The organism is Cellulosimicrobium sp. JZ28, from assembly GCF_015327065.1.
Lineage (GTDB): Bacteria > Actinomycetota > Actinomycetes > Actinomycetales > Cellulomonadaceae > Cellulosimicrobium > Cellulosimicrobium funkei.
On sequence record NZ_CP017660.1, the window covers coordinates 171921 to 196395 of the forward strand.

Genomic DNA, 24475 nt, shown 5'->3' on the forward strand with positions numbered 1-24475 from the left:
CGGAAGGAGGCCGACCATGGGCCGGTACGTCCTGCGTCGCGCCGGGCAGGGCCTGTTCGTGCTCTGGGCGGCGTTCACCATCTCGTTCTTCGTCCTCTACCTGCTGCCCAGCGACCCGGCCGCGCTCATGGCGAGCGGCGGTGGCGAGGCGGACCAGGTGGACCCCGCGCTGCTCGACGCCCTGCGCGCCCAGTACGGCCTCGACCGGCCCGTGCTCGTGCAGTACGCCGACGCGCTGTGGCACGCGCTGCGGCTCGACTTCGGGACGTCGTACGCGTCCGGGGCGCCCGCGACGCAGCTCGTGCTCCAGGCGCTCCCGGAGACGCTCCGGCTCACGGCCGCGGCGCTCGTCCTCGCCGTCGTGGCGGGCGCCGGCATCGCGATCGCGAGCACGTTCCCGCGCGCGGCCTGGCTGCGCCACGCGCTCGCGTCGCTCCCTCCGCTCGGCGTCGCCCTGCCGCCGTTCTGGCTGGGCCTCCTCCTGCTGCAGTGGTTCTCCTTCCAGCTCCCGCTGTTCCCCGCGATCGGCAACCAGGGCGCGATCAGCCTCGTGCTGCCGGCGATCACGCTCGCCGTGCCGGCGAGCGCCGCGCTCGCCCAGGTGCTCGCGCGGAGCCTGCGCGGGACGCTCGGCGAGCCGTACGTGGAGACGGCGCGCGCCAAGGGCGCGAGCCGCGCGCGCGTGCACTTCGGCCACGCGCTGCGCAACGCCGCGATCCCCGCGCTGACCGTGCTGGGGGTCGTCGTGGGCGGGCTGCTCGGCGGCACGGTCGTCACCGAGACGGTGTTCTCGCGCGCGGGCCTGGGACGGCTCACGGTGACGTCGGTGGACGCGCAGGACATCCCCGTGGTGCAGGCGGTCGTCGTCCTCTCGGCGCTCGTGTTCGTGGTCGTCACGCTCGTGGTCGACCTGCTCTACCCCCTGCTCGACCCCCGGATCGACGCTCGACAGAAGGCGGTGGCCGCATGAGCACCAGGCCGGGAGTGCGCATCGTGCTCCGGGACGAGGCCCGGGTCGCGGACCGTGCCGCGGTGGCGGACGTGCCGCCGTCGGGCGCGCTCGCCCCCGACGCCCCGCCCGCCGACGCGCCCGAGGGACGCACGCCCGCGGAGATCGAGGTCGAGGACCGCGAGGACGCGCGCGCGATCCTCCGGCACGGCCGCGTGCGGACCCGGGGCACGGCGGGCCGGTGGCGGCGCGGGGCGCGGTACGCCGTGCGGCGTCCCGGGCTGGTCGTCGCGGTGCTCGTCGTCCTGCTCGTCACGGCGTGGGCGGTCGTCCCGCAGCTCTTCACGTCGTACGACCCGTTGACGGGCGTGCCCGCGGACCGGCTGCAGCCGCCGTCGGGCGCGCACCTGTTCGGCACCGACCACCTGGGGCGGGACGTGTACGCGCGCGTCGTCCACGGCGCGTCGGCCTCGCTCGGCGCGACCGTCATCGCGGTCGCGGTCGGGCTCGTCGCCGGGTCGCTGCTCGGCCTGCTCGCGGGGTTCGTGCGCGGGTGGGTGGACGACGTCGTCGGCCGGTTCGTCGACGTGCTGCTCGCGATCCCCAGCATCCTGCTCTCGCTCGCGATCATCACGGCGCTCGGGTTCGGGACGGTCAAGGTCGCGATCGCCGTCGGCATCACGAGCGTCGCGACGTTCGCGCGCGTCATGCGGGCCGAGGTCCTGCGCACCTCGACGTCGGTGTACGTCGAGGCGGCCCGCGCGTCGGGGGTGCGCTGGTACGGCGTGCTGGGGCGCCACGTGCTGCCCAACTCGACGGGACCGGTGCTCGCGCTCGTCGCGCTCGAGCTCGGCACGGCCGTGCTCGCCATCTCGGCCCTGAGCTTCCTCGGCTACGGGACGCCGCCGCCCGCGCCGGAGTGGGGGTCGCTCGTCTCGGGCGGGCGCGACTACCTGGCCACCGCGTGGTGGCTCACGACCATGCCGGGCCTCGTGATCGTCGCCGTCGTGCTGTCGGCGAACCGCATCGCGCGGGCCCTGGAACGGACCGGAGGGGACGCATGACCGCCACGACGCCGACCACCCAGGAGCGTCCCGGCCCGACGTCGGGCGAGGCGCCCGCGCTCGAGATCCGCGGTCTGGAGGTCGCCTACCGCACGCGCGACGGCGGCTCGTACGCCGCCGTGCGCGGCGTCGACCTCACGGTCGGGGCGGGCGAGGTCGTCGCGGTCGTGGGCGAGTCCGGGTCGGGCAAGAGCACGACGGCGCACGCGGCCCTGCACCTGCTCGCGCGCGGGGGCGAGGTGACGGCAGGGACCATCCGCCTCGGCGGCCGCGACGTCGGACGGCTCTCCGAGAAGGAGTGGCAGCAGGTGCGGGGCCGTGACGTCGGCCTCGTGCCGCAGGACCCGACGGTCTCGCTCAACCCCGTCACGCGCGTGGGCGACCAGGTCGCGGAGGTGCTCGTCATCCACGGGCTCGCGCGGCGCAAGGAGGCGCGCGAGCGTGCGGTCGAGCTGCTGCGCCAGGCCGGGATCGACGACCCGGAGGCCCGCGCGCGGCAGTTCCCGTCGCAGCTCTCCGGCGGGATGCGCCAGCGCGTGCTCATCGCGATCGCCGTCGCGGCCCGGCCGCGCCTCGTCGTCGCGGACGAGCCCACGAGCGCGCTCGACGTGACGGTCCAGCGCCGCATCCTCGACCACCTCGACGGACTCGTGCGCGACCTCGGCACCGCCGTCCTGCTCATCACGCACGACCTCGGCGTCGCGGCGGACCGCGCCGACCGGATCGTCGTTCTCGAGCACGGGGTCGTCGTCGAGGAGGGCACCGCCGAGCAGGTGCTGCACGACCCACGCCACCCGTACACCCAGCAGCTCATCGCGGCGGCGCCGAGCCTCGCGAGCTCGCGCCTCGTCGCGGGCGGCACCCCGGAGACGGCGCCGAACGACGGCGTCGTCCCGCGCGCCGACGCGAGCCGCGCCGCGGTCGCGAGCCGCGACGTCGACCAGGGGACCGCGGTGCCTGACGCCGCCGGCCCGGACACCGCGAGCGCGCCCGTCCTCGCGGTGCGGGACCTGCGCAAGGAGTTCACGCTGCCGCGCGGGTCGGCGCACCGGACGCTCGTCGCGGTGGACGGCGTGAGCCTCGCGGTCGGGCGCGGCGAGACGTACGCGCTCGTGGGGGAGTCGGGGTCGGGCAAGAGCACGACGGCGCGCCTCGCCCTCCGGCTCGAGCGGCCCACCGCGGGCACGGTGGAGTTCGCCGGCGAGGACATCACGACGGCACGCGGCGAGCGGCTGCGGTCGCTGCGCCGCGGCTTCCAGGTGGTCTACCAGTCCCCGTACGCGTCGCTCGACCCGCGGTTCACCGTCGAGCAGATCGTCACCGAGCCGCTCCGGGCGTACCGGGTCGGGTCGCCGTCCGAGCGCGCCGACCGGGCGCGTGCGCTCGTCGAGGACGTCGCGCTCCCGCCCGACGTGCTCCGCCGGGGACCGCGCGAGCTCTCGGGCGGGCAGCGCCAGCGCGTCGCCATCGCGCGGGCGCTCGCCCTGAACCCGGCGCTCGTCGTGCTCGACGAGCCCGTCTCGGCGCTCGACGTGTCCGTGCAGGCGCAGATCCTCGAGCTGCTCGTGCGGCTCCAGGCCGAGCACGGGCTCGCGTACCTGTTCATCTCGCACGACCTGGCGGTCGTGCGGCAGGTGTCCGACCACGTCGGCGTCATGCACCGCGGGCGCGTCGTCGAGCAGGGGGCGGCCGAGCAGATCCTGCTCGACCCGCAGGAGGAGTACACGCGTGAGCTCGTCGCGGCCATCCCCGGCCGCCGCGCGCTCCAGGGGCGCACGGCGAGGTAGAACGGCCCGTCGCGAGGTAGCACACGGCGTGCTCTACCTCGCGACGGGCCGTTCTACCTCGCGGGGGCCGGACGGGTCAGGCCTCGCGGTTCTCCGAGGAGAGGAACCAGGCCTGCTTCTCCAGGTCGGCGATGATCTCGTGCAGGATGTCGGCGCTCGTCGGGTCCTCGGCGTCGACGTCGTCGTGCACGGCGCGGACGACCTCGACCGTCTGCGCGATGCGTTCGACGACCGCGTCGACCGTGTCGCCGACCGACACGAGGCCGGCCGGGTACGGCGAGAGGTCCGTCGTCGTCGCGACGGTCTCGGTGCGGCCGTCGGGCACGACCTGGAGCGCGCGCATGCGCTCGGCGACGGTGTCGCTGTGCTCGCGCGCGGCGTCCACGACGTCGTCGAGCTGGAGGTGCAGGTCGCGGAACCCGCGGCCCGTGACGTTCCAGTGGGCCTGCTTGCCCTGGACGTGCAGGTCGACGAGCGCGACGAGCACGCGCTGCAGGTGGGCGCGGAGCTTCTCCGACGCCTCGAAGCGGGCCGTCGTGCGGTGGATGGTGGGTGCGGACATGGTGCTCCTCGCTCTCTCGGGGGTCGCCCGGAATCGTGCGGCGGTCACCCGGCTTCCGTCGGTGCCGTTCACTTGAACGATTCCAGACTAGGGGGCATTCCGCGCGCCCGCCAGCAAGGAGAGGCGTGCCTGACCTGCGGCGGGGCTCGTCGCGCGCCGAGCCGCAGCGTGGCGCGTCACGTCCTCTCGCCAGGTGAGAGGACGGCGTCCGGCCTTGCCCCGGGCGGCGCGCGGTGGTCCGCTGGGGCCATGACCGACACCTCCCGGACCCTCGCCTTCGGCACCCTCCCGTCGCGCACGCTCGGCACCGGCGGGGCGGCGCTCGCCGTCTCCGCCGTCGGGTTCGGCGGGATGTCCGTCACCGACGCCTACGGCCCCGCGGACGCCGCGGAGGCCGAGGCCGTGCTGCTCCGCGCGCTCGATCTCGGCGTGACGCTCTTCGACACGGCCGACGTCTACGGCCACGGCCGCAACGAGGAGCTGTTCGGCCGGGTCCTCGGGCCGCACCGGGACGAGATCGTCCTCGCGTCGAAGTTCGGGCTCCCGCCCGCGGGCGGCCACCCCGACGGGCGTCCGGTCGACGGCCGCCCCGAGTACGTCCGTGCCGCAGTCGACGCGAGCCTGCGCCGCCTCGGCACCGACCGCCTCGACCTGTACTACCTGCACCGCGTCGACCCCCAGGTGCCGATCGAGGACACGGTGGGCGCGCTCGCCGAGCTCGTGGAGGCCGGGAAGGTCCGCGGCATCGGTCTCTCGGAGCCGTCCGCCGCGACCGTGCGCCGCGCGCACGCCGTGCACCCCGTGACGGCCGTGCAGAGCGAGTACTCGCTGTGGACGCGCGACCCGGAGGACGAGGTGCTGCCGACGCTGCGCGAGCTCGGGGTCGGCTTCGTGCCCTTCTCTCCGCTCGGCCGGGGCATCCTCACCGGGACCGTGGACGCCACCGACGGCTTCGCGGAGGACGACGTGCGCCGCGCCCACGCCCGGTACGCCGGCGAGGCGTTCGAGCACAACCGCGGCCTCGTGCGCTCCCTGGAGCAGCTCGCCGCGGAGCACGGCGTCACGACGGCACAGCTCGCGCTCGCGTGGCTCCTCGCGCAGGGCGACGACGTCGTCCCGATCCCGGGGACGAAGCGCGTCGCGTACCTGGAGCAGAACGTCGCGGCGGCCGCGGTCGAGCTGACGCCGGACGACGTCGCGACGATCGGCGCGGCGATCCCGCGCGCGGCCGTCCAGGGCGTGCGGCACCCGCAGCCGGACCTCCTCGACGGCTGACCCGCCGCGCGGGCGGCGGCGAGGACAGGGGGCCGCCCACCCTGCCTCGCGGGGCCGGGGAGACCTAGACTGGAGAGGTCCTGTGGGTCTCCCCGCGCAGAGGTCGGCTCCGATGTCGTGGCTGCTCATGATCTGGTGCGCGACGGCGTGCACGGCCGCCGCCGCGTGGTGGGTGCTGCGCCGGGCCGGGCGGCCTCCGAGCCACCGGGCGGGCGCGGGCCGTCGTGCCGCCGCGGCGCCGGACCCGCTGACGACGCTCGCGCTCCAGGTGCGGCTCACCGCGCTCGCCGCGGAGCTCCGGCGCATCGAGGCCGACCCGGACGTCTACGCGCGCGCCCACCACTACCTCGCGGTCCAGGGCGCCTACGACGCGCTGCTGCGCGAGGCCTGTCGGCTCACGGGGCTCCCGGTCGCGGACGCGCCCCTGCGCGCGGGCTTCCGCACCGGCGACGACGAGCGGTTCCGGGAGGAGCTCGAGCTCAGCGCGCGCGGCTGGAGCTGGTGACGGACCACCCGTGAGGGGCGGCACGGGACGGGCGAGGGGCCCGACGGCGGGACCTCCGCCGTCGGGCCCCTCGCCCGTCCGTGCGCTCAGAGCGCGGAGTGGTCGCCGATCCGGTGGTAGGTGCGGTCGTGGTAGACGAGCGGCGACGCCGCCGCCTCCCGCGACGCCCCGGGCGCGGCGCCGACGCTCGACGCGAGCGCGCGCAGCGAGACGAGGTAGGAGTCGCCCACCGGGGTGCGCTGGACGACCCGCCCGCGCACCCACGACAGCGCGCCGTCGATCACGGGTTCGCCCGTCGGCAGGCGCGACCAGCCGCCGTCCGCGAACCGGTCGATGCCGCTCGTCGCGAACCGGGCCGAGACGTCGTCCTGGTGGTCCGCGAGGAAGCTCACGGTCAGCGTGCGCGCCGTCGAGACCGCGGGCCACGACGACGACGTGGACGCGAGCGAGAACGCGAGCAGCGGGGGCGCGGCCGAGACGGAGATGACCGACGTCGCGGTGAAGCCGACGAGGCGGTCGCCGTGCTCGAGCGCGACGACGGCGACGCCCGCGGGGTGGCCGCGGAACACGGCCTTGTACTCGTCGGGGGAGAGCTGGGGCTCGTCCTGCTCGGCCAGGAGGGCCTCCAGGTGGGTGAGCTCGGCGGTCATCGGGCCACCCCCGCGAACGCGTCGGCGACGGCTGCGTCGGTGCGGGCCGACGGGCGGTCCTCCGCCGGGGGAGCTGCGCCGTGGCGCGGCGCAGGGCGTCGCCCTCGCGCGCGAGCCACGCGTCCACGACCGGTCCCAGGTCCGCGAGCTGCGGCTCGGTGACCGTGAGCGACCGGGTCGGGACGACGGCGCCGAGCTCGACGAGCACGGGTCGCAGGTGCACCTCCCCGACGAGCGCGTGCGCCGGGTTCCCGGACACGACGAGCGGGACCACGACGACGCCCGCGAGCCCGTCGGGGCCGTAGAGGTCGAGGAAGGCCTTCAGCAGCCCGGTGTAGGACGCCTTGTAGACCGGCGTCGCCACGACGGCGACGGTCGCCCGGGCGAGCTGCTCACGGGCGGCGTCGGCCGCCGGATGGTCGGCGGCGAGCACCTCGCCGGCGAGCGACGCCAGGTCGACCGTGGCGACGTCGTCCGCGCCGAGGAGGTCGGCGACGCGGCGCGCGACCGTCTCGGCGGCGCCGAGCGTGCGCGAGCCGGGCCGCGGGTTGCCCGAGACGGCGAGCACCGTCGGGTGGGTGGGGTGGTGGGTCATGTGCACCTCGCAGTAGTCGTCGATCACGCTTGCCGTGCGGGCCGTCCTCGCCGGTGGCGGGGCAGGCCGGGCCCGGCCTGGTCATCTCCCGGAGCACCCCGCCGTGACAGGGGGTTGCCGGCCAGCGAGCCGGGGCTTGGCGCTGGCGCTCGTGACCTGGGGACGGGTATAGCAACCGCCCCGAGAAACTGCACCAGATCGGTAGGGTTTCTCAGTGGGTGGACGGATGTGTCGTCGTCGGTGACTCCTGTGCCGCCCCGTGCGGTCGCTCCTGCGCTGCGGCCGCCCGTGCCGGTGCGCGCGGAGTGAGACGGTGTGACGGGAGCTTCTGGCACAGGCGTACCGTCAGCAGGAGTTCCGCCCGCGTCAGACGAGGAGTACCCATGGACAGCCGACTGCAGTCCGTCTACGACGAGGTCCTGCGTCGCAACCCCGGCGAGGCCGAGTTCCACCAGGCCGTGCGCGAGGTCTTCGACTCGCTCGGCCCCGTGCTGCGCAAGCACCCGCGCTACGTCGAGGCCGCCGTCCTCGAGCGCGTGTGCGAGCCGGAGCGCCAGATCATCTTCCGGGTCCCGTGGGTGGACGACACCGGGCGCGTGCAGATCAACCGCGGCTTCCGCGTCGAGTTCAACTCCGCGCTCGGCCCGTACAAGGGCGGCCTGCGGTTCCACCCGTCGGTCTACCTCGGCATCGTGAAGTTCCTCGGCTTCGAGCAGATCTTCAAGAACTCGCTCACGGGCATGCCCATCGGCGGCGGCAAGGGCGGCTCCGACTTCGACCCGCGCGGGCGGTCCGACGGCGAGGTCATGCGGTTCTGCCAGTCGTTCATGACGGAGCTCTACCGGCACATCGGCGAGAACACGGACGTCCCCGCGGGCGACATCGGCGTGGGCGGCCGCGAGATCGGCTACCTCTTCGGGCAGTACAAGCGCATCACCAACCGGTACGAGTCCGGCGTCCTCACGGGCAAGGGCATCTCGTGGGGCGGCTCGCTCGTCCGCACGGAGGCCACGGGCTACGGCACGGTCCTCTTCGCGCAGAACATGCTGGAGACGCGCGGGCAGGAGCTCGACGGGCGCCGCGTCGTCGTCTCGGGCTCGGGCAACGTCGCGATCTACGCGACGGCCAAGGCGCAGCAGCTCGGCGCGAACGTGGTCGCGTTCTCCGACTCGTCGGGGTACGTCGTCGACGAGGCCGGGGTCGACCTCGAGCTCCTGCGCCAGATCAAGGAGGTCGAGCGCGGGCGCGTCGCCGACTACGCCGCGCGCCGCCCCGGGGCCCGCGTCGTCACCGACGGGTCCATCTGGGACGTGCCGTGCGACGTCGCGCTCCCGTGCGCGACGCAGAACGAGCTCGACGAGGCGGCGGCCAAGCAGCTCGTCGCGAACGGCGTCGTCGCGGTCGCGGAGGGCGCCAACATGCCCACGACGCCGAGCGCCGTCGCGCTGCTCCAGGAGGCGGGCGTCCTCTTCGCGCCGGGCAAGGCAGCCAACGCGGGCGGCGTCGCGACGTCGGCCCTCGAGATGCAGCAGAACGCGTCGCGCGACGCGTGGTCCTTCGAGTACACGGAGGACCGCCTCGCGCAGATCATGGCGGGCATCCACGACCGCTGCGTCGAGACGGCCGACGAGTACGGCACGCCCGGCAACTACGTGCTCGGCGCCAACATCGCGGGCTTCACCAAGGTCGCCGACGCGATCCTCGCGCTCGGCGTCATCTGACCCGAGCCGCACGACGACGGCCGTCGGTGCCCCGCGCGGAGCGGTGGCATCGGCGGCCGTCGTGCGCCCGTGAAAAGCCCTCCGGCCGAGAAGGGTCGGGCGCCTAGGGTGGCCGGATGGCGGCGGTCAGGCAGGTCCAGGTCACGTTCGACTGCGCGCAGCCACGGCGCGTCGCCCGGTTCTGGTGCGAGGTGCTGGGCTACGTCCCGGCGCCGCCCCCGGAGGGCTTCAGCACCTGGGACGACGCCGAGGCCTCCCTCCCGGCCACAGAGCGGGACGCGTGGTCCGCGTGCAGCGACCCCACCGGGGCCGGTCCGCGCCTGTACTTCCAGCGTGTCCCCGAGGGCAAGGTCGTCAAGAACCGCGTGCACCTCGACGTGCGTGCCGGCACCGGGCTCGTGGGTGCCGAGCGTCTCGCCGCGCTCGAGGCCGAGCGCGACCGGCTCGTCGCGCTCGGCGCGACGTGCGTGCGCGTGATGGTCGCCGACGAGGAGAACGAGTCCTGCATCGTCATGCAGGACGTCGAGGGCAACGAGTTCTGCCTGGACTGACTGCCGGCCCGGCCCGCGCCCGCCCCGGGTCGTCTACCCTGGCCGACGGCCGTCGTCGTGCGGGTCGCGTGACGCGACGGCCGCCGGACCGGACGACGGGAGAGCGCCATGACGACCACCCACCCCGAGGGCGCCGCGGCGCACTCGGCCCGCGACGTGGCCCTCGAGCTCGCCGTCCAGGACCCCGACGGCGTCCGTGTGGCCGCGTCCGTGCGTGCGCACCGGGTCGAGCTGTGCGTCGGGCTCGGCGCGACGGGCGGGCTCACGCCCAGCGCCGGGCTCGTCGAGGCCGCGGTCGCCGCCGCGGCCGAGGCCGACGGCCCCGGGCCGCGCGTCGAGGTGCACGTGCTCGTGCGCCCGCGCCCGGGCGGCTTCGTCCTCACGCCCACCGACCTCGACGTCCAGGTGCGCGACGTCCGGGCCGCGGTGGCGGCCGGGGCGCGCGGCGTCGTCGTGGGTGCGCTCACCCCGGACGGCCTGGTCGACGTCGGCGCCGTCCGCGCCCTCGTGGACGCCGCCGACGGGTGCGAGGTCACGTTCCACCGCGCCGTCGACGTCGTCGCCGACCCGCTCGCCGCGCTCGACGCGCTCGCCGGGGCCGGGGTCGTGCGCGTGCTCACGTCGGGCGGTGCGTCGCGCAGCATCGACGGCACCGAGCGGCTGCGCGCCATGGCGGCGCACGCGCGCGACGCGCTCGACGGGCGTGTGCAGGTCATGGCCGGCGGGGGAGTGCGGCCGCAGGACGTCGGGGCCCTGGTGGCCGCCGGCGTGGACGCCGTGCACCTCTCGGCCAAGCGCGTCGTCGCGGACGACGCCGGGCCGGGTGGCGGCGGCGACGCGGGCTACGAGGTCACCGACCCCGAGGTCGCGCGGGCCGCACGCGCCGCGCTGGACGCCGCTCGCTGACCCAGATCCTCCGGCACGCACTCGGCGCTGGCGCCGTCCGCCGCTGACCTGCCCCCGGCTCGCCGCCGTCCCGCCGCCGGCCCCGTCCCCGGCCGCTCGCGCCAGCGCCGCCTGCTGCGCCCGCACGACGCGCTGCCCGCCACGGCCTGCGGCTCCCGGGCCGGCCGTGGACAGCCCCACCCTTTTTGACCGTCCTCGGCACCTCGGCCGGACCCCGCTCCACGGGGTCCGGCCGCCCCCGTTCCGGGACGATCCTGGCATCGATGTCTCAGTTAGGTAACTTTCCTGTCGTATTCGTAGGAGGGCCCACGGCTATTAGTTAGTGTTCCTGCCACACGCCTGCGGGCGCCGAAGTACGACGTGAGGACGCGTCGTCCATGCGAAAGGACCGAAGATGATTCGAAGCACGGCGCGCAAGCGTCTGCTCACGGCGGCGGCACTCGTGACGGGCGTCTCGCTGCTCGCGAGCGCCTGCACCGGCGGGGGCAACGGCGAGGGCGAGGGCAACGGCGGCGAGGCCCGTGTCCTCAACGTCTGGGCCGGCACCCAGACGCCCATGGTCGCGAACTTCAACCCGTACGCGCCCAACCCGCTGCACGTGACGAACGGCGGCATCTACGAGCCGCTGTTCTTCTACAACCGCGCCGAGGCCGGCGACCCGACGCCCCGCCTGGGCGAGTCCTACGAGTGGAGCGAGGACGGCACCGAGCTGACCGTCAAGATCCGCGAGGGCGTGAAGTGGTCCGACGGCGAGGACTTCACGGTCGAGGACGTCATCTTCTCGTACACCAACGAGGCGGCGAAGCGCGACTACCTGAACACGATCGAGAAGGTCGACGAGTCGACCGTCAAGTTCACGTTCAACGGCGCGCAGTTCACGAGCGCCGTGCAGATCCTCGGCACCACGCTCATGGTCCCCGAGCACCTCTTCAAGGAGGTGTCGGACCTCATCACGTACACGAACGAGGAGCCCGTCGGGACCGGCCCGTTCACGCTCGACACCATCACGAACGCGACCTACACCGTCGTCCCGAACGAGGACTACTGGGGCGGCGAGCCGAAGCTCGAGAAGGTCCGCTTCCTCGCGCTCGACAAGAACCAGAGCGCCCAGGACCTCCTCGCCACCGGCAAGATCGACTGGACCACGATGTTCATCGCGGACCCGGACACGGTCACCGGCGGCGGCCAGGTCTCGCTGCTCAACACCCCGCAGGACCCGACCACGATCATGTCGTGCTCGAACGCGGCGCTCGGCTGCGCGGGCCCGCAGACGGACCTCGCCGTCCGCCAGGCGGTCAACCTGCTCGTCGACCGCGGCGAGATCAACGAGAAGGCGTTCTCGGGCCACGCGGCCGTCGCGTCGCCGTCGCTCGCGCTCGTCGGTCGTGACGACCGCTGGATCTCCCCCGAGATCGAGAAGGAGAGCCCGCAGGAGGGCGACCCGGCCGAGGCGGCCAAGGTCCTCGAGGCGGCCGGCTACACCAAGGGTGCCGACGGCATCTTCGAGAAGGACGGCCAGAAGCTCTCGGTCGACCTCATCTCGGTCGACGGCTGGAGCGACCACAACGCGGCCGGTGACCTCATCGCGCAGCAGGCGCTCGAGGCGGGCGTGGAGATCAACCACGTGAAGATCACGCAGCAGGAGATGTCCGACGCCCGGACCAGCGGCAACTACCAGATGATGATCAGCGGCATCACGGGCACCTCCCTCGACGACCCGTTCGCCATCTACCGCCAGTGGCTCACGACCGAGTACACGACGCCGGTGGGCGAGACCATCGAGGCCGGCCGCTTCAACTTCCCGCGCTACTCGAACCCGCTCGTCGACGAGGCCGTGGCCACCGCCGCCGGCACCAACGACGAGGACGCGAAGAAGGCCGCGTACGCCACGGTGCAGAAGGAGATCGCCCGCGACCTCCCCTACATCGCCCTCGTCGTGAACCCGACCATGTCGTTCGTCAACACGAAGGACTACACCGGCTGGCCGTCCGAGGACGACATGTACGCCTTCCCCCCGTCGTGGGCCACGATCAGCAACGGCGTGATCCTCTCCCAGCTCGAGCCCGCGAGCTGATGTCGCACTGCCGAAGAGGAGCTCGGGTGAACGAGGAGTCAGTCGCATGAGGTACTACGCACGGCGGATCACGTTCTACGTGGTCACCTTCTGGGCCGCCGTCTCGCTCAACTTCCTCCTGCCGCGGGCGATCCCTGGTGACCCCAAGCAGATCTACCTCGACACCATGCTCCGGAAGAACGGCGAGCTGACCCCTGGTCTCATCCAGAGCGTCGACGTCCTCTTCGGCAGTGACGACGCCACCCTGTGGGAGCAGTACCTCGCGTACTGGAAGAACATCTTCACGGGTGACCTGGGTACGTCGGTCCTGTACTTCCCGGCACCTGTGAGCCAGCTGCTCGGCGAGGCCCTCCCCTGGACGGTGGGCCTCGTCGGGCTGGCGACGATCATCGCGTTCCTCCTCGGCGTCGGCCTCGGCGCGTGGGTCGGCTGGAAGCGCGGTACCTGGGTCGACCACATCATCCCCGCGTCGACCTTCCTCCAGGCGGTGCCGTACTTCTGGCTCGCCCTGGTGCTCATCTCGATCTTCTCGGTGTCGCTCGGCTGGTTCCCCATCGTGGGCGCGTACGACATCTTCGAGTTCGACAGCGGTCCCGAGTGGTCGTGGGACTTCGTGGGCAGCGTGATCTACCACGGCACCCTCCCGGCCGTGACGATCATCCTGTCGGCGATGGGCGGCTGGCTCCTCGGGATGCGCAACATGATGGTCTCGACCATCGCCGAGGACTACGTCACGACGGCCGAGGCCAAGGGCCTGCGCCCCTTCCGGGTCGCGCTGACGTACGCGACGCGGAACGCGGTCCTGCCGTCCGTCACGGGCTTCGGCATCGCGCTCGGCTTCGTCGTCGCCGGGTCGGTGGTCATGGAGCAGGCCTTCAGCTACCCCGGCATCGGCAAGCTGCTCTTCACCGCGGTCCAGGCGAAGGACTACGCGCTCATGCAGGGCGCCTTCCTCGTGATCACCGTGGTGGTGCTCGCGGCGAACTTCCTCATGGACCTGATCAACGGCATCATCGACCCGAGGACGCGGAACAATGGCTGACCCCACCCGTGACGCCGAGACCGTGACGCCTGCGGCGGACGCCGCGCCCGCCGCCTCCGTGGTGGTGGACGGCCTGCCGCCCGAGAACCGGACCGCCGGCATCGTGCCGGACGTGCCCATCGCCCCGCCCGAGGCCGTCGTCGCGGGCGAGCCCGTCCCGAAGAGCTCCGCGCCGAAGCGCGGCATCCGGGCGATGCTCCCGCGCCGCTCGGGCAAGCTCGTCGTCGGCCTCGTGCTGACGCTCGGGATCGTGCTCTTCTCCGTCGTGACGCCGCTGTTCAGCCAGAGCCCGCGGGCGACGTCGAACCCGGCGTACCTGCCGCCGAGCACCGAGCACCTGCTCGGCACGAACAACATCGGCGTCGACATCTTCGCGCAGGTCGCGCACGGAGGCCTCGGTTCGCTGACGGTCGGCCTCCTCGCGGGCGTGATCGCGATGGTCCTCTCGCTCCTGTTCGGCATCCTCGCCGGCTACGTCGGGGGCTGGACGAACGAGATCCTGTCCTTCGTCACGAACATCATGCTCGTGATCCCCGGGCTTCCCCTGATCATCGTGATCTCGGCCTACCTGGAGTCGCGCTCGCTCTTCCTCGTCGCCCTGATCCTCGGCATCACCGGCTGGGCGGGCGCGGCGATCGTGCTGCGGGCGCAGGCCCGGTCGCTGCGGAGCCGTGACTACGTCTACGCGGCCAAGGTCGCGGGCGAGAAGGCGCCGCGCATCATCCTCGTCGAGATCCTGCCGAACCTCCTGCCGCTCCTCACCGCGAACTTCCTGGGTGCCGTGCTGCTCGCGATCCTCAGCGAGGCCGGTCTCTCGTACCTCGGCCTCGGGCCGTCGGGGTCGGTCACCTGGGGCACGATCCTCAACGAGGCCAGCACGCAGAACGCGATGGCCTACGGACGCTGGTGGTGGTTCGTGCCGCCGGGCCTCCTCATCGCGCTGTTCGGGTGCGGGCTCGCGCTCATCAACTTCAGCATCGACGAGATCATCAACCCGAGGCTCCGGACGGCGCCCGCCGCGGTCAAGAACGTCCGGCTCGCCCGCAAGCAGCGCGCGAAGCGTGCGGCGGCGACCGCGCCGGCCGCCGGCGCTGCCGCCACGGCAGACGGCCCGGCGAGCACCCCGGCCCGAGACGACGAGAAGGTCCAGTCATGAGCACACCGACCCTCACCGCGAAGGCCGCGGGCGACTTCGGGGCCCCGCCCGGCGCGATCCCGGTGCTCACGGCGCGGAACGTCTCGATCGAGTACCAGGTGAACCCGGTCGTGCAGGCCGTGAAGGACGTGTCCCTGACCCTGCACCGGGGCGAGATCCTCGGCCTCGCGGGCGAGTCCGGCTGCGGCAAGACGACCCTCGCGTACGGGCTCAACCAGCTCCTCAAGCCGCCGGCGCTGCGCACGAGCGGGGAGATCGTCCTCCACGACAAGGACGGCGACGACATCGACGTCGCCGCCCTGTCCGGGGACTCGCTGCGGGCGTTCCGCTGGGACAAGGTCTCGATGGTCTTCCAGGGGGCGATGAACTCCCTCAACCCCGTGATCAGCATCAAGGCCCAGCTGTTCGACGTCTTCGCGACGCACCGCCCGGGGATGTCCGCGAAGGACAAGCTCGAGCGCAGCCGTGAGCTGCTGGAGCTCGTCGGCGTCGACCCGAACCGGCTCGACAGCTACGCGCACGAGCTCTCCGGCGGCATGCGCCAGCGCGTCATGATCGCGATGGCCCTCGCGCTCCAGCCGCAGGTCATGATCATGGACGAGCCGACGACGGCGCTCGACGTCGTCGTCCAGCGGGGCATCCTGCGCGAGATCATGCGGCTGCGCGAGCAGTTCGACTTCGCCGTCGTCTTCATCACGCACGACCTGCCGCTGCTGCTGGAGATCAGCGACCGGATCGCGGTCATGCTCCGCGGCGAGATCGTCGAGCTCAACACGGCCGAGGAGATCTACAACGCGCCCGCGCACGAGTACACGCGCCGCCTGCTCGGGTCGTTCCCGAGCCTGACGGGCGACCGGGGCGGGTTCGTCCGGTCCGGCGAGGACACCGCCGACAGCACGGGAGGGGTGGCCTGATGGGCACGCTCGAGATCCGGAACCTCACCAAGGACTTCGTCATCCGCAACGGGTGGAAGCGGTCGCGGCTGCGCGCGGTGAACGACGTGTCGTTCACGCTCGAGCCGGGCAAGACGATCGCCATCGTCGGTGAGTCGGGTTCCGGGAAGTCGACCGTCGCGCGGATGATCGCGAAGCTCGAGACGCCGACGTCAGGCGACATCCTGCTCGACGGCGTCCCGTCCGCCCGGCGCGGGCGCGCCCTGTCCGCGTACCGGCACGACGTCCAGATGGTGTTCCAGGACCCGTTCGCGTCGCTCAACCCGTTCCACTCGATCCGTCACCACCTGGAGCGGCCGCTGCGGATCCACGGGCTCGCGAAGACGGCCGCCGAGCTCGACGCGGCCGTCGACGAGCTCCTCACGCGCGTCAACCTCACGCCCCCGGGGACGTTCGCGGAGAAGCGTCCGCACGAGATGTCCGGAGGCCAGCGCCAGCGCGTCGCGATCGCCCGCGCGCTCGCGCCCGGCTCGCGGTTCCTCGTCGCGGACGAGCCCGTGTCGATGCTCGACGTGTCGATCCGGCTCGGGGTGCTCAACCTGCTGGCGCGCCTGCAGCGCGAGGAGAACCTCGGCGTCCTCTACATCACGCACGACCTCGCGACGGCGCGGCACTTCAGCGACGAGATCCTCGTGATGTTCCGCGGGAACGTCGTCGAGCGCGGGCCGTCGGACCAGGTCATCCTCGACCCGCAGCACGAGTACACGAAGCTGCTCCTCGGGGCGGCGCCGGAGCCGCAGAACCACGGCCGCCTCCGCGAGGAGGTGCGCCGCGAGCTCGCCGCGGCCGCGGCGGGCGGGGGCGACGCCGTCGTCCGCGACCGCTTCGGCACGCGCGGCATGTGAGACGGGCGTCGCCCGTCCCCTCGTCGTCCGGGCAGCGGGGGTTGCCCGGCGGCACGCGTCGGTGGTGATGCGTGCGCGTCGCGCGGGCCAGGTCAGTCGGACGCCCTGGCCCGCGCGCTCGCCCGTCCGTCGTCGTCCGTCCTGCCACGCAGGACGTCCCCGGCGACGGGTGGGTAGGGTCGGGCTCGTGCCCGCCCGTCACCTGCGCCTCGCGCGACCCGAGCCCTCCGCCCCGAGCACCACCGCCCTCGTCACCGACGCGCTCGCGGCGCTGCGCCGCGAGATGGAGGTACCGGAGAGCTTCCCGGACGGGGTGCTCGCCGAGGCCGAGGAGGTCGTGCGCGAGGACCGCGCGGTGCCCGGTCCGGGGCGCGTCGACCTGCGCGACGTCCCGTTCGTCACGATCGACCCGCCGGGCTCGATGGACCTCGACCAGGCGCTGCACCTCGAGCGGGCCGGGGGAGCGCCGGACGACCCGGCGGGCGCCGCGTTCGTCGTGCACTACGCGATCGCCGACGTCGGCGCGTTCGTCGTGCCGGGCGGCGCGATCGACGCCGAGGTCCACGAGCGCGGCACGACCCTCTACGCGCCCGACGGCCGCACCCCGCTGCACCCGGCCGTGCTGTCCGAGGGTGCGGCGAGCCTCCTGCCGGGCGAGGACCGCCCGGCGGCGGCCTGGCGCGTCGTGCTCGACGCCCGGGGCGAGATCCTCGACGCGACGGTGCGGCGCGCCGTCGTGCGCTCGACGCAGCGCCTCACCTACGACGAGGCGCAGGCCCGGATCGACACTCGGAGCGCCGGGGACGCGCTCCTCCTGCTCCGCGAGGTGGGCGAGCTGCGGCTCGCGCGCGAGCGCGAGCGCGGCGGCGTGTCGCTCGAGGTCCCGGAGCAGGAGATCGTCACGCGCGACGACGGCTCGTTCGGCCTCGAGTTCCGCTCGACCCTCCCGGCGGAGGCCTGGAACGCCCAGGTGTCGCTGCTCACGGGCATCGCGGCGGCGCGGATCATGCGCGCGGGGGGCGTCGGCGTCTTCCGCGCGCTGCCGGAGGCCGACCCGCGCGACCTCGCGCGCCTGCGCCGCACGGCTCGCGCGCTCAGCATCGACTGGCCGCGCGAGACACCGTACGCCGAGCTCGTCCCGACGCTCGACTCGCGCGTCCCGCGCCACGCCGCGTTCCTCAACGAGGCGACGTCGCTGTTCCGGGGCGCGTCGTACGAGGCGTTCGGCGGCACGGGCCAGGAGCCCGGCGTGCCCGACGACGCGGCGCACGCCGCGATCGGCGCGGAGTACGCGCACGTCACCGCGCCCCTGCGCCGGCTCGTGGACCGCTACGGCACCGAGGTGTGCCTCGCGCTGTGCGCGGGGGAGGACGTGCCGCGGTGGGTGCTCGACGCCCTGCCCGGCCTGCCGCGCACCATGGCCCGCACGGGCCAGCGCGCGAGCGCGTACGAGCGCGCGATCGTCGACGTCGTCGAGGCCGCGCTGCTCAGCGGTCGCGAGGGCGAGGAGTTCGACGGCGTCGTGGTCGACGTCGAGGACGACCGCGAGCGCGCCCGCCGCCTCGAGCGCGAGGACGCCGCCGGGGCGGGCACGGCGCGGCGCGGCCGGGTGGTCCTCGCCGACCCCGCGGTGCGCGCGCCCGTCGAGGGGACGGACCTCCCGCTCGGCGACCCGGTGCGCGCCACGCTGCGCGAGGCGTCGGTGCCCGGGCGCCGCGTCCGGTTCACCGTCGGCTGACGCCGGGCCGCGCGGCCTAGGCTGGTCCTCGTGCCTGCCCGACGCCGTACCGACCCCGCCGCCGGCCGCCTCGCCCTGGCGACGTGGCGCGACGACCCCACCGACCGCCGCGCCGTGACGACGGCCGTGCGGTTCACGCTCGAGGAGCTCGCCGACGTCGCGCCCGGGCACACGGTCGAGGTACGCGTGCCGCCCGCGGGGGCCGTCCAGGCGGTCGAGGGCCCGCGGCACACCCGCGGGACGCCGCCGAACGTCGTCGAGACGGACCCGCAGACGTGGCTGGGCCTCGTGACGGGGGCCGTCGCCTGGCCCGACGCCGTCGCGGACGGGCGCGTCCGCGCGTCGGGCGAGCGCTCCGACATCTCCTTCCTGCTGCCGCTCCAGGCGGCCCGGCCGCGCTGACCCCTCCGGCGGGGCCTCGGCATTCGCTCGCGGGCGGCGAGCGTGTTACCGGTGGGTAACGTTCTGGGGGCCGGTCTGGCGGAGCGCCGGACGGGGGACTAGCGTCCCAGGATGACCGGCCGCCGTCCGCGCGGGCGCTCGCGGCACGACGACGTGCGCTGGCGTTCTCGTGACGGTGACACGGCAGCAACCGCACGTTCATCCAGGTGGGGTGCGATGTCCCGCGGAGGCAGGGCGTCGCCCCGTCCGAGGGACGTCCCCGACCCACGGGAACGCGCGAGCTGCTGCCCGGCCGTCCGCACGAGATGAAGGAGTCAGCGTGACCGACCACCAGCACCTGCGGCGACGGAGGGTGGTGGCGGGCACGTTGACCGTGGCCCTCGCCGTGCCGTTCTCCGTCGCGGCGGCCACCGCCGCGAGCGCGGCGCCCGACGGGTCGGGCCTCGTCATCAACGAGGCCTACCTGAGCGGCGGCAGCGCCAACGCCCCGTACACCCACAAGTTCGTCGAGCTGTACAACCCCACGCAGGCGGCGATCGACCTCTCCGGGATGTCGCTGCAGTACCGCTCCGCGACGAGCACGGGCGCCTTCACGGGCGTGACCGCGCTGACCGGCTCGGTCGCCCCCGGGGGCTACTACCTGGTGCAGGGCGGGTCGAACGGCTCGAACGGCGCCGCGCTGCCCACGCCCGACGCGACGGGCGGTCTCAACCCGTCGGGCACGACGGGCACCCTCGCGCTCGTGCGGTCGACCTCCCCGGTGACGCTGCCGGCGGGGAACGCCGCGGGCGCCGCGAACGTCGTCGACCTGATCGGGTATGGCACCTCGAACACGTTCGAGACGGCAGCGGGCCCCGCGCCGTCGGCCAACAACGTGCCCGCGTCGATCAACCGGACCGGGTACGCCGACACGGACGACAACAGCAAGGACTTCACGCTCTCCAGCACCGTGACGCCGCAGAACAGCGGCGACGACGGCGGCGGCCCGGGCCCCGAGCCGGGCGAGGTCGTCCCGATCGCGGAGATCCAGGGCACGGGAGCGGCGAGCCCGCTCGTCGGGCAGACGGTCACCACACGCGGCGTCGTCACCGCGACGTACCCCACGGGCGGCTACGACGGCTTCTACCTGCAGACCGAGGGCACGGGCGGCGACCTCGACGCGTCGCACACGGCGTCGGACGCGATCTTCGTCTACTCGAAGGCGGGCGCGGCCGCGGTGGCGGTCGGTGATCACGTCGAGGTGACGGGCGCGGTGTCCGAGTACTTCACGCTCACCCAGATCACGCCCGCGGCGGGCGGCTGGACCGTGCTCGACGAGGCGGCGCAGGACGTCAAGCCCGCGAACGTCGCGTTCCCGGCGACCGATGCCGAGCGCGAGGTCCTCGAGGGCATGCTCGTGCAGCCGGCGGGCGACTACGTCGTCGCGGACAACTACGACACGAACTACTACGGGTCGTTCGTGCTCGCGGCGGGGACGGACCCGTTCGTCCAGCCGACGTCGGCCGGTCGGCCGGGCAGCGCGGAGGCGGCGGCCGCCGTCGCGGACCGTGCCGCGCGGGCCGTGGTGCTCGACGACGGCGCCACGACGAACTTCAACAACACGGCGAACAAGGGCGTCCCGCTCCCGTACCTCACGGGCGGGGCACCGGCGCGCGTGGGTGCGGCCGTGTCGTTCACGACGCCGGTCATCCTCGACTACCGGTTCGACGCCTGGACGTTCCAGCCGCGCACGCAGCTCACCGCGGGCGACGGCGGCAACGCCGCCACGGTGCAGCCGGCCACGTTCGAGAACACGCGGGAGGACGCTCCGGCCGAGGTCGGGGGCGACCTCTCCGTCGCGACGTTCAACGTGCTCAACTACTTCACGACCACGGGCGACCAGGTCGCGGGCTGCCAGTTCTACACGGACCGCGCGGGGAACCCGATCACGGTCCGCACGGGCTGCGACGCGCGCGGCGCGGCGGACGCCGCGAACCTCGAGCGGCAGCAGACGAAGATCGTCGCGGCGATCGACGCCCTCGACGCGGACGTCGTCGCGCTCATGGAGATCGAGAATTCGGAGCCGTTCGGCAAGGACCGCGACCAGGCGCTGTCGGACCTCGTGGACGCGCTCAACGCGGCCGCGGGCGCCGAGGAGTGGGCGTTCGTCCCGTCGCCGGCCGCCGTGCCGACGGACGAGGACGTCATCCGCCTCGCGTACATCTACCAGGTGGCCGAGGCCGAGCCGGTCGGCGACTCCGTGATCCTGCTCGACGACCCGGCGTTCTCGAACGCGCGCGAGCCGCTCGCCCAGGTCTTCCAGCCCGCGGGCGGGATCAGCGAGGGCGACGACGCGGCGAGCGACGACGTGCTCGTCGTGGCGAACCACCTCAAGTCGAAGGGCGGCAACGACACCGCGCCCGCCGACCAGAAGGACACGGGCGACGGCCAGGGCGCGTACAACAAGGCGCGCGTGGGCCAGGCGACGGCGCTCGTCGCCTTCGCCGAGGACGTCGCGGCCGACGCCGGGACGGACAAGGTCCTGCTCGCGGGCGACTTCAACTCCTACGAGCAGGAGGACCCGCTGCAGGTGCTCAAGGACGCCGGCTACACCGACCTCGGTGCGTCGACGGGCGAGCACACCTACCTGTTCGACGGGTACGTCGGGTCGCTCGACCACGTGTTCGCGTCGTCGGCCGCGGCGGACGCCGTCACCGGCACCGACGTGTGGAACATCAACTCGGTCGAGCCGATCGCCAACGAGTACAGCCGGTACAACTACAACGCGTCGATCCTCTACGACACGACGCCGTTCCGGTCGTCCGACCACGACCCCGTCCTCGTGGGCCTCCAGCTCGGCGCCACCGAGCCCGGCACCACGCAGCTGGACCTGCTGGCGATCAACGACTTCCACGGTCGCATCGACGCCAACACGGTGAAGTTCGCGGGCACGATCGAGCAGCTGCGCGCGGCGAACCCCGACGGGACGGCCTTCGTCTCGGCGGGCGACAACATCGGCGCCTCGCTGTTCGCGTCGGCGCTCCAGGAGGACCAGCCGACGATCGACGTGCTGAACGCGCTCGACCTCGCGGCGTCCGCGGTGGGCAACCACGAGTTCGACCAGGGCATGGACGACCTCACGGGTCGGGTCACCGACGAGGCCGACTGGGCCTACCTGGGCGCGAACGTCTACGACAAGGGCACGACGAACCCGGCGCTGCCGGAGTACCAGGTCGTCGAGATCGACGGCCTCGACGTCGGCTTCGTCGGCGTCGTGACGGAGGAGACCCCGACGCTCGTCACGCCGTCGGGCATCGCCGACGTCGAGTTCGGCGACCCCGTCGAGGCGCTCAACCGCGTCACCGCCCAGCTCCAGGACGGCGACCCGGCGAACGGCGAGGCGGACGTCGTCGTCGGCCTCGTCCACGAGGGCGCGTCCGCGGGCACGCCCGACGGCGCGACGCTCGAGGAGGAGGTCGCCGCGGGCGGCGCCTTCGCGGACATCGTCGACGGGACCGACGCGCGCGTCGCGGCGATCTTCACGGGCCACACCCACGAGCAGTACGCGTGGGACGCGCCCGTCCCGGGCGTCCCGGGCAAGACCCGCCCGATCGTCCAGACCGGCAACTACGGCGAGTTCATCGGGCACGTGTCGCTCACCGTGGACACCGCGACCCACGAGGTCACGGCGTACACGGCGCAGAACGTGGCCCGCACGAAGGCGGAGGACGCGACCCTGGTCGCGACGTACCCGCGCGTCGCGGAGGTCAAGACGATCGTCGACGCGGCGCTCCAGCAGGCCGAGATCATCGGCGCGCAGCCGATCGGCGAGGTCACCGCGGACATCACGACCGCGTTCGCGGGCGGCTCGTACACCGGTCCCGGCGGGACGTACGTGGGCTCCGGCCCGGACCCGACCTCCGGGCGTGACGACCGCGCCTCGGAGTCGACGCTCGGCAACCTCGTCGCCGACTCGCTCCTCGCGACGCTCTCCGACCCGGCGCGCGGCGGTGCGGACATCGGCGTCGTCAACCCGGGCGGGCTGCGCGCCGAGCTGCTGCACGGCGACGACGGCGTCATCACGTACGCCGAGGCCAACGCGGTCCTGCCGTTCGTCAACAACCTGTGGACCGTGACCCTCACGGGCGAGCAGGTCGTCGAGATGCTCGAGCAGCAGTGGCAGACGGACGCGAACGGCAACCGCCCGTCGCGCCCGTACCTCGCCCTGGGCCTCTCCGACAACGTGTCGTGGACGGCGAGCACCGCCGACCCGAACGCGGCGCCGGGGAGCAACGTCTCGTCCGTGACGATCGACGGCGAGCCGATCGACCCCGCCGGCGAGTACCGCGTCGCGACGTTCTCGTTCCTGGCCACCGGGGGCGACAACTTCCGCGTGTTCACGGACGGCACCGACCCGCGCGACTCCGGTCTGGTCGACCGGGACGCGTGGATCGCGTACCTGCAGCAGAGCTCGCCGGTGTCGCCGTCGTTCGACCGCTCGCGCGTGGTCGTCGACGAGCTGCCCGGCACCGTGACGGCGGGCTCCGAGGTGAGCATGGGGCTCTCGGGCCTGAACCTCACGTCGCTCGGGTCGCCGACGAACACGTCGGTGGACGGGTACCTCGTCGCCGCGGACGCCACGTTCGACCCGGCGAACCCGGGCACCGCGGCGGGCACCGCCACGGTGACGGGCGGGGCGGCGACCCTGACGGCGACGGTCCCGGCCGACGCCGCGGCGGGCGAGTACGACCTGTGGGTCGTCGCGTCGCCGAGCGGCACGACGGCGCGCATCCCCGTCACGGTCGAGGCCGCGGCCCCGACGGTGGAGCTCGTGAACCTCGAGGCCACCGCGCGCTGCACCGGCAAGTTCGTCCACCTCGCGGTCCGCGCCACCAACGGCGAGGACGCGCCGGTCGAGGTCGTCCTCGAGACGCCCTACGGCTCCAAGCGGTTCCCGAACCTCCAGCCGGGCAAGAACGCCTACCAGTCGTTCAACACCCGGGCCACGTCGGTCGAGGGCGGGACGGTCACCGTGACCGCGACGCTCGACGGCGTGACGCAGGAGTACGAGATCCCCTTCGAGGGTCAGACCTGCGGCTGACGCCTGCCTGACGCCGCGCGGCGCCGCCGTGGAGGCGACGCCACGTCCCGCGACCCGGGTCCCGTCCGACGGGCCCGGGTCGCGGTGCGTCCGGGGCGAGGGCTCTGCGGGGAGTCCCAGCAAGCGCGGGTAGGGTCGTGCTCGTGAGCTCCGAGCAGTCCCGCGTGCCCGACGGCACGGCCCCCGACCCGTCCGCCGCGCCCGACGCCGTCGTGCCCGACGCCGCGCGCCCCGAGGCCGGGTCCGAGGCCGCCGAGCCCGGGGGCGCTGAGCCCGAGGCCGCCGGGCCGGGGACGGGGGCGGACGAGACGCCCGGCGCGGCGTCCGACGACACCGCCTCCGCGGGTGGCGAGGAGGTCGAGATCGAGTCCGTGGTCGACCCGGCGACCGTCCGCCGCGCCCCCCGCTACCGCGCGTTCTTCACGGTCGGCATCCTCCTGGGCACGGTCCTCGGCCTGGGCATCGGTGGCGCGTGGCTCCAGTCGCCCGCCGCGGCGCCGGTCTTCAAGCCCGGCGTCTACTTCACCGTCATCCTCGTGACGTGCGCGGCGCTCGGCGCCGCGGTCGCGGGCGTGTGGGCCGTCGTCGCCGACCGCCGCAGCCTGCGCGGGCGCCGCTGA

19 protein-coding genes, 1 pseudogene and 1 riboswitch are annotated in these 24475 nt (G+C 73.8%); of the genes and pseudogenes, 17 read left to right on the forward strand and 3 right to left on the reverse strand.

Features of this window, described 5'->3' with window-relative positions; genetic code table 11:
• Nucleotides 1-16 precede the first annotated feature (16 nt).
• From BJP59_RS00740 to BJP59_RS00750, 3 genes are read left to right on the forward strand one after another with little or no spacing between them, the layout of a single operon-like run.
• Nucleotides 17-970 (forward strand): ABC transporter permease, encoded by a 954-nt coding sequence (locus tag BJP59_RS00740; protein ID WP_074805478.1) that lies wholly within the window; start codon nt 17-19, stop codon nt 968-970.
• A complete protein-coding gene (locus BJP59_RS00745; RefSeq protein WP_194521905.1) occupies nt 967-2013 on the forward strand; it encodes an ABC transporter permease subunit in 1047 nt (348 codons plus the stop codon). Before BJP59_RS00740 ends, BJP59_RS00745 begins: the two co-directional genes overlap by 4 nt.
• The gene (locus BJP59_RS00750) at nt 2010-3800 is read left to right on the forward strand and encodes a dipeptide ABC transporter ATP-binding protein (protein WP_194521906.1); all 1791 of its coding nucleotides are present in this window, start codon (nt 2010-2012) and stop codon (nt 3798-3800) included. Before BJP59_RS00745 ends, BJP59_RS00750 begins: the two co-directional genes overlap by 4 nt.
• A gap of 76 nt (nt 3801-3876) precedes the next feature.
• Here BJP59_RS00750 and BJP59_RS00755 read toward each other — a convergent pair whose 3' ends face one another.
• Nucleotides 3877-4362 carry a Dps family protein gene (locus BJP59_RS00755; RefSeq protein ID WP_051028364.1) on the reverse strand — a complete coding sequence of 162 codons (486 nt, stop codon included), beginning with the start codon at nt 4360-4362 and terminating at the stop codon, nt 3877-3879.
• 249 nt (nt 4363-4611) lie between these two features.
• Between BJP59_RS00755 and BJP59_RS00760 the strand changes: the two genes are divergently transcribed.
• Nucleotides 4612-5637 (forward strand): aldo/keto reductase, encoded by a 1026-nt coding sequence (locus BJP59_RS00760; RefSeq protein WP_076403559.1) that lies wholly within the window; start codon nt 4612-4614, stop codon nt 5635-5637.
• A gap of 112 nt (nt 5638-5749) precedes the next feature.
• Nucleotides 5750-6142, forward strand: a complete 393-nt coding sequence (locus BJP59_RS00765) for a hypothetical protein (RefSeq protein ID WP_228485210.1) — start codon at nt 5750-5752, stop codon at nt 6140-6142.
• Between the two features lie 86 nt (nt 6143-6228).
• Here BJP59_RS00765 and BJP59_RS00770 read toward each other — a convergent pair whose 3' ends face one another.
• Both BJP59_RS00770 and BJP59_RS00775 read right to left on the reverse strand, forming a co-directional pair.
• Nucleotides 6229-6792, reverse strand: coding sequence for a flavin reductase family protein (locus BJP59_RS00770; RefSeq protein ID WP_076403557.1), 564 nt, complete (start codon nt 6790-6792; stop codon nt 6229-6231).
• Nucleotides 6793-6973: 181 nt separating this feature from the next.
• Nucleotides 6974-7387, reverse strand: a pseudogene (locus BJP59_RS00775) (NADPH-dependent FMN reductase); the annotation flags it as partial.
• 54 nt (nt 7388-7441) lie between these two features.
• Nucleotides 7442-7544, reverse strand: a riboswitch (SAM riboswitch).
• Nucleotides 7545-7770: 226 nt separating this feature from the next.
• On the opposite strand from BJP59_RS00775, the gene gdhA reads away from it, so the two are divergent.
• The 12 genes from gdhA to BJP59_RS00835 all read left to right on the forward strand — a co-directional run bounded on the left by gdhA (nt 7771) and on the right by BJP59_RS00835 (nt 24475).
• On the forward strand, nt 7771-9108 hold the full coding sequence (gdhA, locus tag BJP59_RS00780) for an NADP-specific glutamate dehydrogenase (protein ID WP_021482903.1): 1338 nt from the start codon (nt 7771-7773) through the stop codon (nt 9106-9108).
• A gap of 116 nt (nt 9109-9224) precedes the next feature.
• A complete protein-coding gene (locus tag BJP59_RS00785; protein WP_194521907.1) occupies nt 9225-9659 on the forward strand; it encodes a VOC family protein in 435 nt (144 codons plus the stop codon).
• 108 nt (nt 9660-9767) lie between these two features.
• Nucleotides 9768-10565, forward strand: coding sequence for a copper homeostasis protein CutC (locus BJP59_RS00790; protein ID WP_194521908.1), 798 nt, complete (start codon nt 9768-9770; stop codon nt 10563-10565).
• Between the two features lie 394 nt (nt 10566-10959).
• Nucleotides 10960-12639, forward strand: coding sequence for an ABC transporter substrate-binding protein (locus tag BJP59_RS00795; protein WP_194521909.1), 1680 nt, complete (start codon nt 10960-10962; stop codon nt 12637-12639).
• Between the two features lie 46 nt (nt 12640-12685).
• The gene (locus BJP59_RS00800) at nt 12686-13681 is read left to right on the forward strand and encodes an ABC transporter permease (protein ID WP_085386588.1); all 996 of its coding nucleotides are present in this window, start codon (nt 12686-12688) and stop codon (nt 13679-13681) included.
• Nucleotides 13674-14837 (forward strand): ABC transporter permease, encoded by a 1164-nt coding sequence (locus BJP59_RS00805; protein ID WP_085386587.1) that lies wholly within the window; start codon nt 13674-13676, stop codon nt 14835-14837. Before BJP59_RS00800 ends, BJP59_RS00805 begins: the two co-directional genes overlap by 8 nt.
• On the forward strand, nt 14834-15751 hold the full coding sequence (locus tag BJP59_RS00810; protein ID WP_021483201.1) for an ABC transporter ATP-binding protein: 918 nt from the start codon (nt 14834-14836) through the stop codon (nt 15749-15751). Before BJP59_RS00805 ends, BJP59_RS00810 begins: the two co-directional genes overlap by 4 nt.
• On the forward strand, nt 15751-16635 hold the full coding sequence (locus BJP59_RS00815; protein ID WP_194521910.1) for an ABC transporter ATP-binding protein: 885 nt from the start codon (nt 15751-15753) through the stop codon (nt 16633-16635). The genes BJP59_RS00810 and BJP59_RS00815 overlap by 1 nt, the downstream gene beginning before the upstream one ends.
• A 187-nt stretch (nt 16636-16822) precedes the next feature.
• Nucleotides 16823-18373 carry an RNB domain-containing ribonuclease gene (locus BJP59_RS00820; protein ID WP_336244587.1) on the forward strand — a complete coding sequence of 517 codons (1551 nt, stop codon included), beginning with the start codon at nt 16823-16825 and terminating at the stop codon, nt 18371-18373.
• Between the two features lie 30 nt (nt 18374-18403).
• A complete protein-coding gene (locus BJP59_RS00825; protein WP_194521912.1) occupies nt 18404-18775 on the forward strand; it encodes a sterol carrier family protein in 372 nt (123 codons plus the stop codon).
• Nucleotides 18776-19094: 319 nt separating this feature from the next.
• On the forward strand, nt 19095-23855 hold the full coding sequence (locus BJP59_RS00830) for an ExeM/NucH family extracellular endonuclease (RefSeq protein WP_336244588.1): 4761 nt from the start codon (nt 19095-19097) through the stop codon (nt 23853-23855).
• Between the two features lie 143 nt (nt 23856-23998).
• On the forward strand, nt 23999-24475 hold the full coding sequence (locus BJP59_RS00835) for a hypothetical protein (protein WP_194521913.1): 477 nt from the start codon (nt 23999-24001) through the stop codon (nt 24473-24475).

What these genes read in the sequence shown, in the direction of transcription:
- BJP59_RS00740 (WP_074805478.1), top strand. Translation starts at nt 17, where the DNA reads ATGGGCCGGTACGTCCTGCGTCGCGCCGGGCAGGGCCTGTTCGTGCTC.
- BJP59_RS00745 (WP_194521905.1), top strand. Translation starts at nt 967, where the DNA reads ATGAGCACCAGGCCGGGAGTGCGCATCGTGCTCCGGGACGAGGCCCGG.
- BJP59_RS00750 (WP_194521906.1), top strand. Translation starts at nt 2,010, where the DNA reads ATGACCGCCACGACGCCGACCACCCAGGAGCGTCCCGGCCCGACGTCG.
- BJP59_RS00755 (WP_051028364.1), bottom strand. Translation starts at nt 4,362, where the DNA reads ATGTCCGCACCCACCATCCACCGCACGACGGCCCGCTTCGAGGCGTCG.
- BJP59_RS00760 (WP_076403559.1), top strand. Translation starts at nt 4,612, where the DNA reads ATGACCGACACCTCCCGGACCCTCGCCTTCGGCACCCTCCCGTCGCGC.
- BJP59_RS00765 (WP_228485210.1), top strand. Translation starts at nt 5,750, where the DNA reads ATGTCGTGGCTGCTCATGATCTGGTGCGCGACGGCGTGCACGGCCGCC.
- BJP59_RS00770 (WP_076403557.1), bottom strand. Translation starts at nt 6,792, where the DNA reads ATGACCGCCGAGCTCACCCACCTGGAGGCCCTCCTGGCCGAGCAGGAC.
- gdhA (WP_021482903.1), top strand. Translation starts at nt 7,771, where the DNA reads ATGGACAGCCGACTGCAGTCCGTCTACGACGAGGTCCTGCGTCGCAAC.
- BJP59_RS00785 (WP_194521907.1), top strand. Translation starts at nt 9,225, where the DNA reads ATGGCGGCGGTCAGGCAGGTCCAGGTCACGTTCGACTGCGCGCAGCCA.
- BJP59_RS00790 (WP_194521908.1), top strand. Translation starts at nt 9,768, where the DNA reads ATGACGACCACCCACCCCGAGGGCGCCGCGGCGCACTCGGCCCGCGAC.
- BJP59_RS00795 (WP_194521909.1), top strand. Translation starts at nt 10,960, where the DNA reads ATGATTCGAAGCACGGCGCGCAAGCGTCTGCTCACGGCGGCGGCACTC.
- BJP59_RS00800 (WP_085386588.1), top strand. Translation starts at nt 12,686, where the DNA reads ATGAGGTACTACGCACGGCGGATCACGTTCTACGTGGTCACCTTCTGG.
- BJP59_RS00805 (WP_085386587.1), top strand. Translation starts at nt 13,674, where the DNA reads ATGGCTGACCCCACCCGTGACGCCGAGACCGTGACGCCTGCGGCGGAC.
- BJP59_RS00810 (WP_021483201.1), top strand. Translation starts at nt 14,834, where the DNA reads ATGAGCACACCGACCCTCACCGCGAAGGCCGCGGGCGACTTCGGGGCC.
- BJP59_RS00815 (WP_194521910.1), top strand. Translation starts at nt 15,751, where the DNA reads ATGGGCACGCTCGAGATCCGGAACCTCACCAAGGACTTCGTCATCCGC.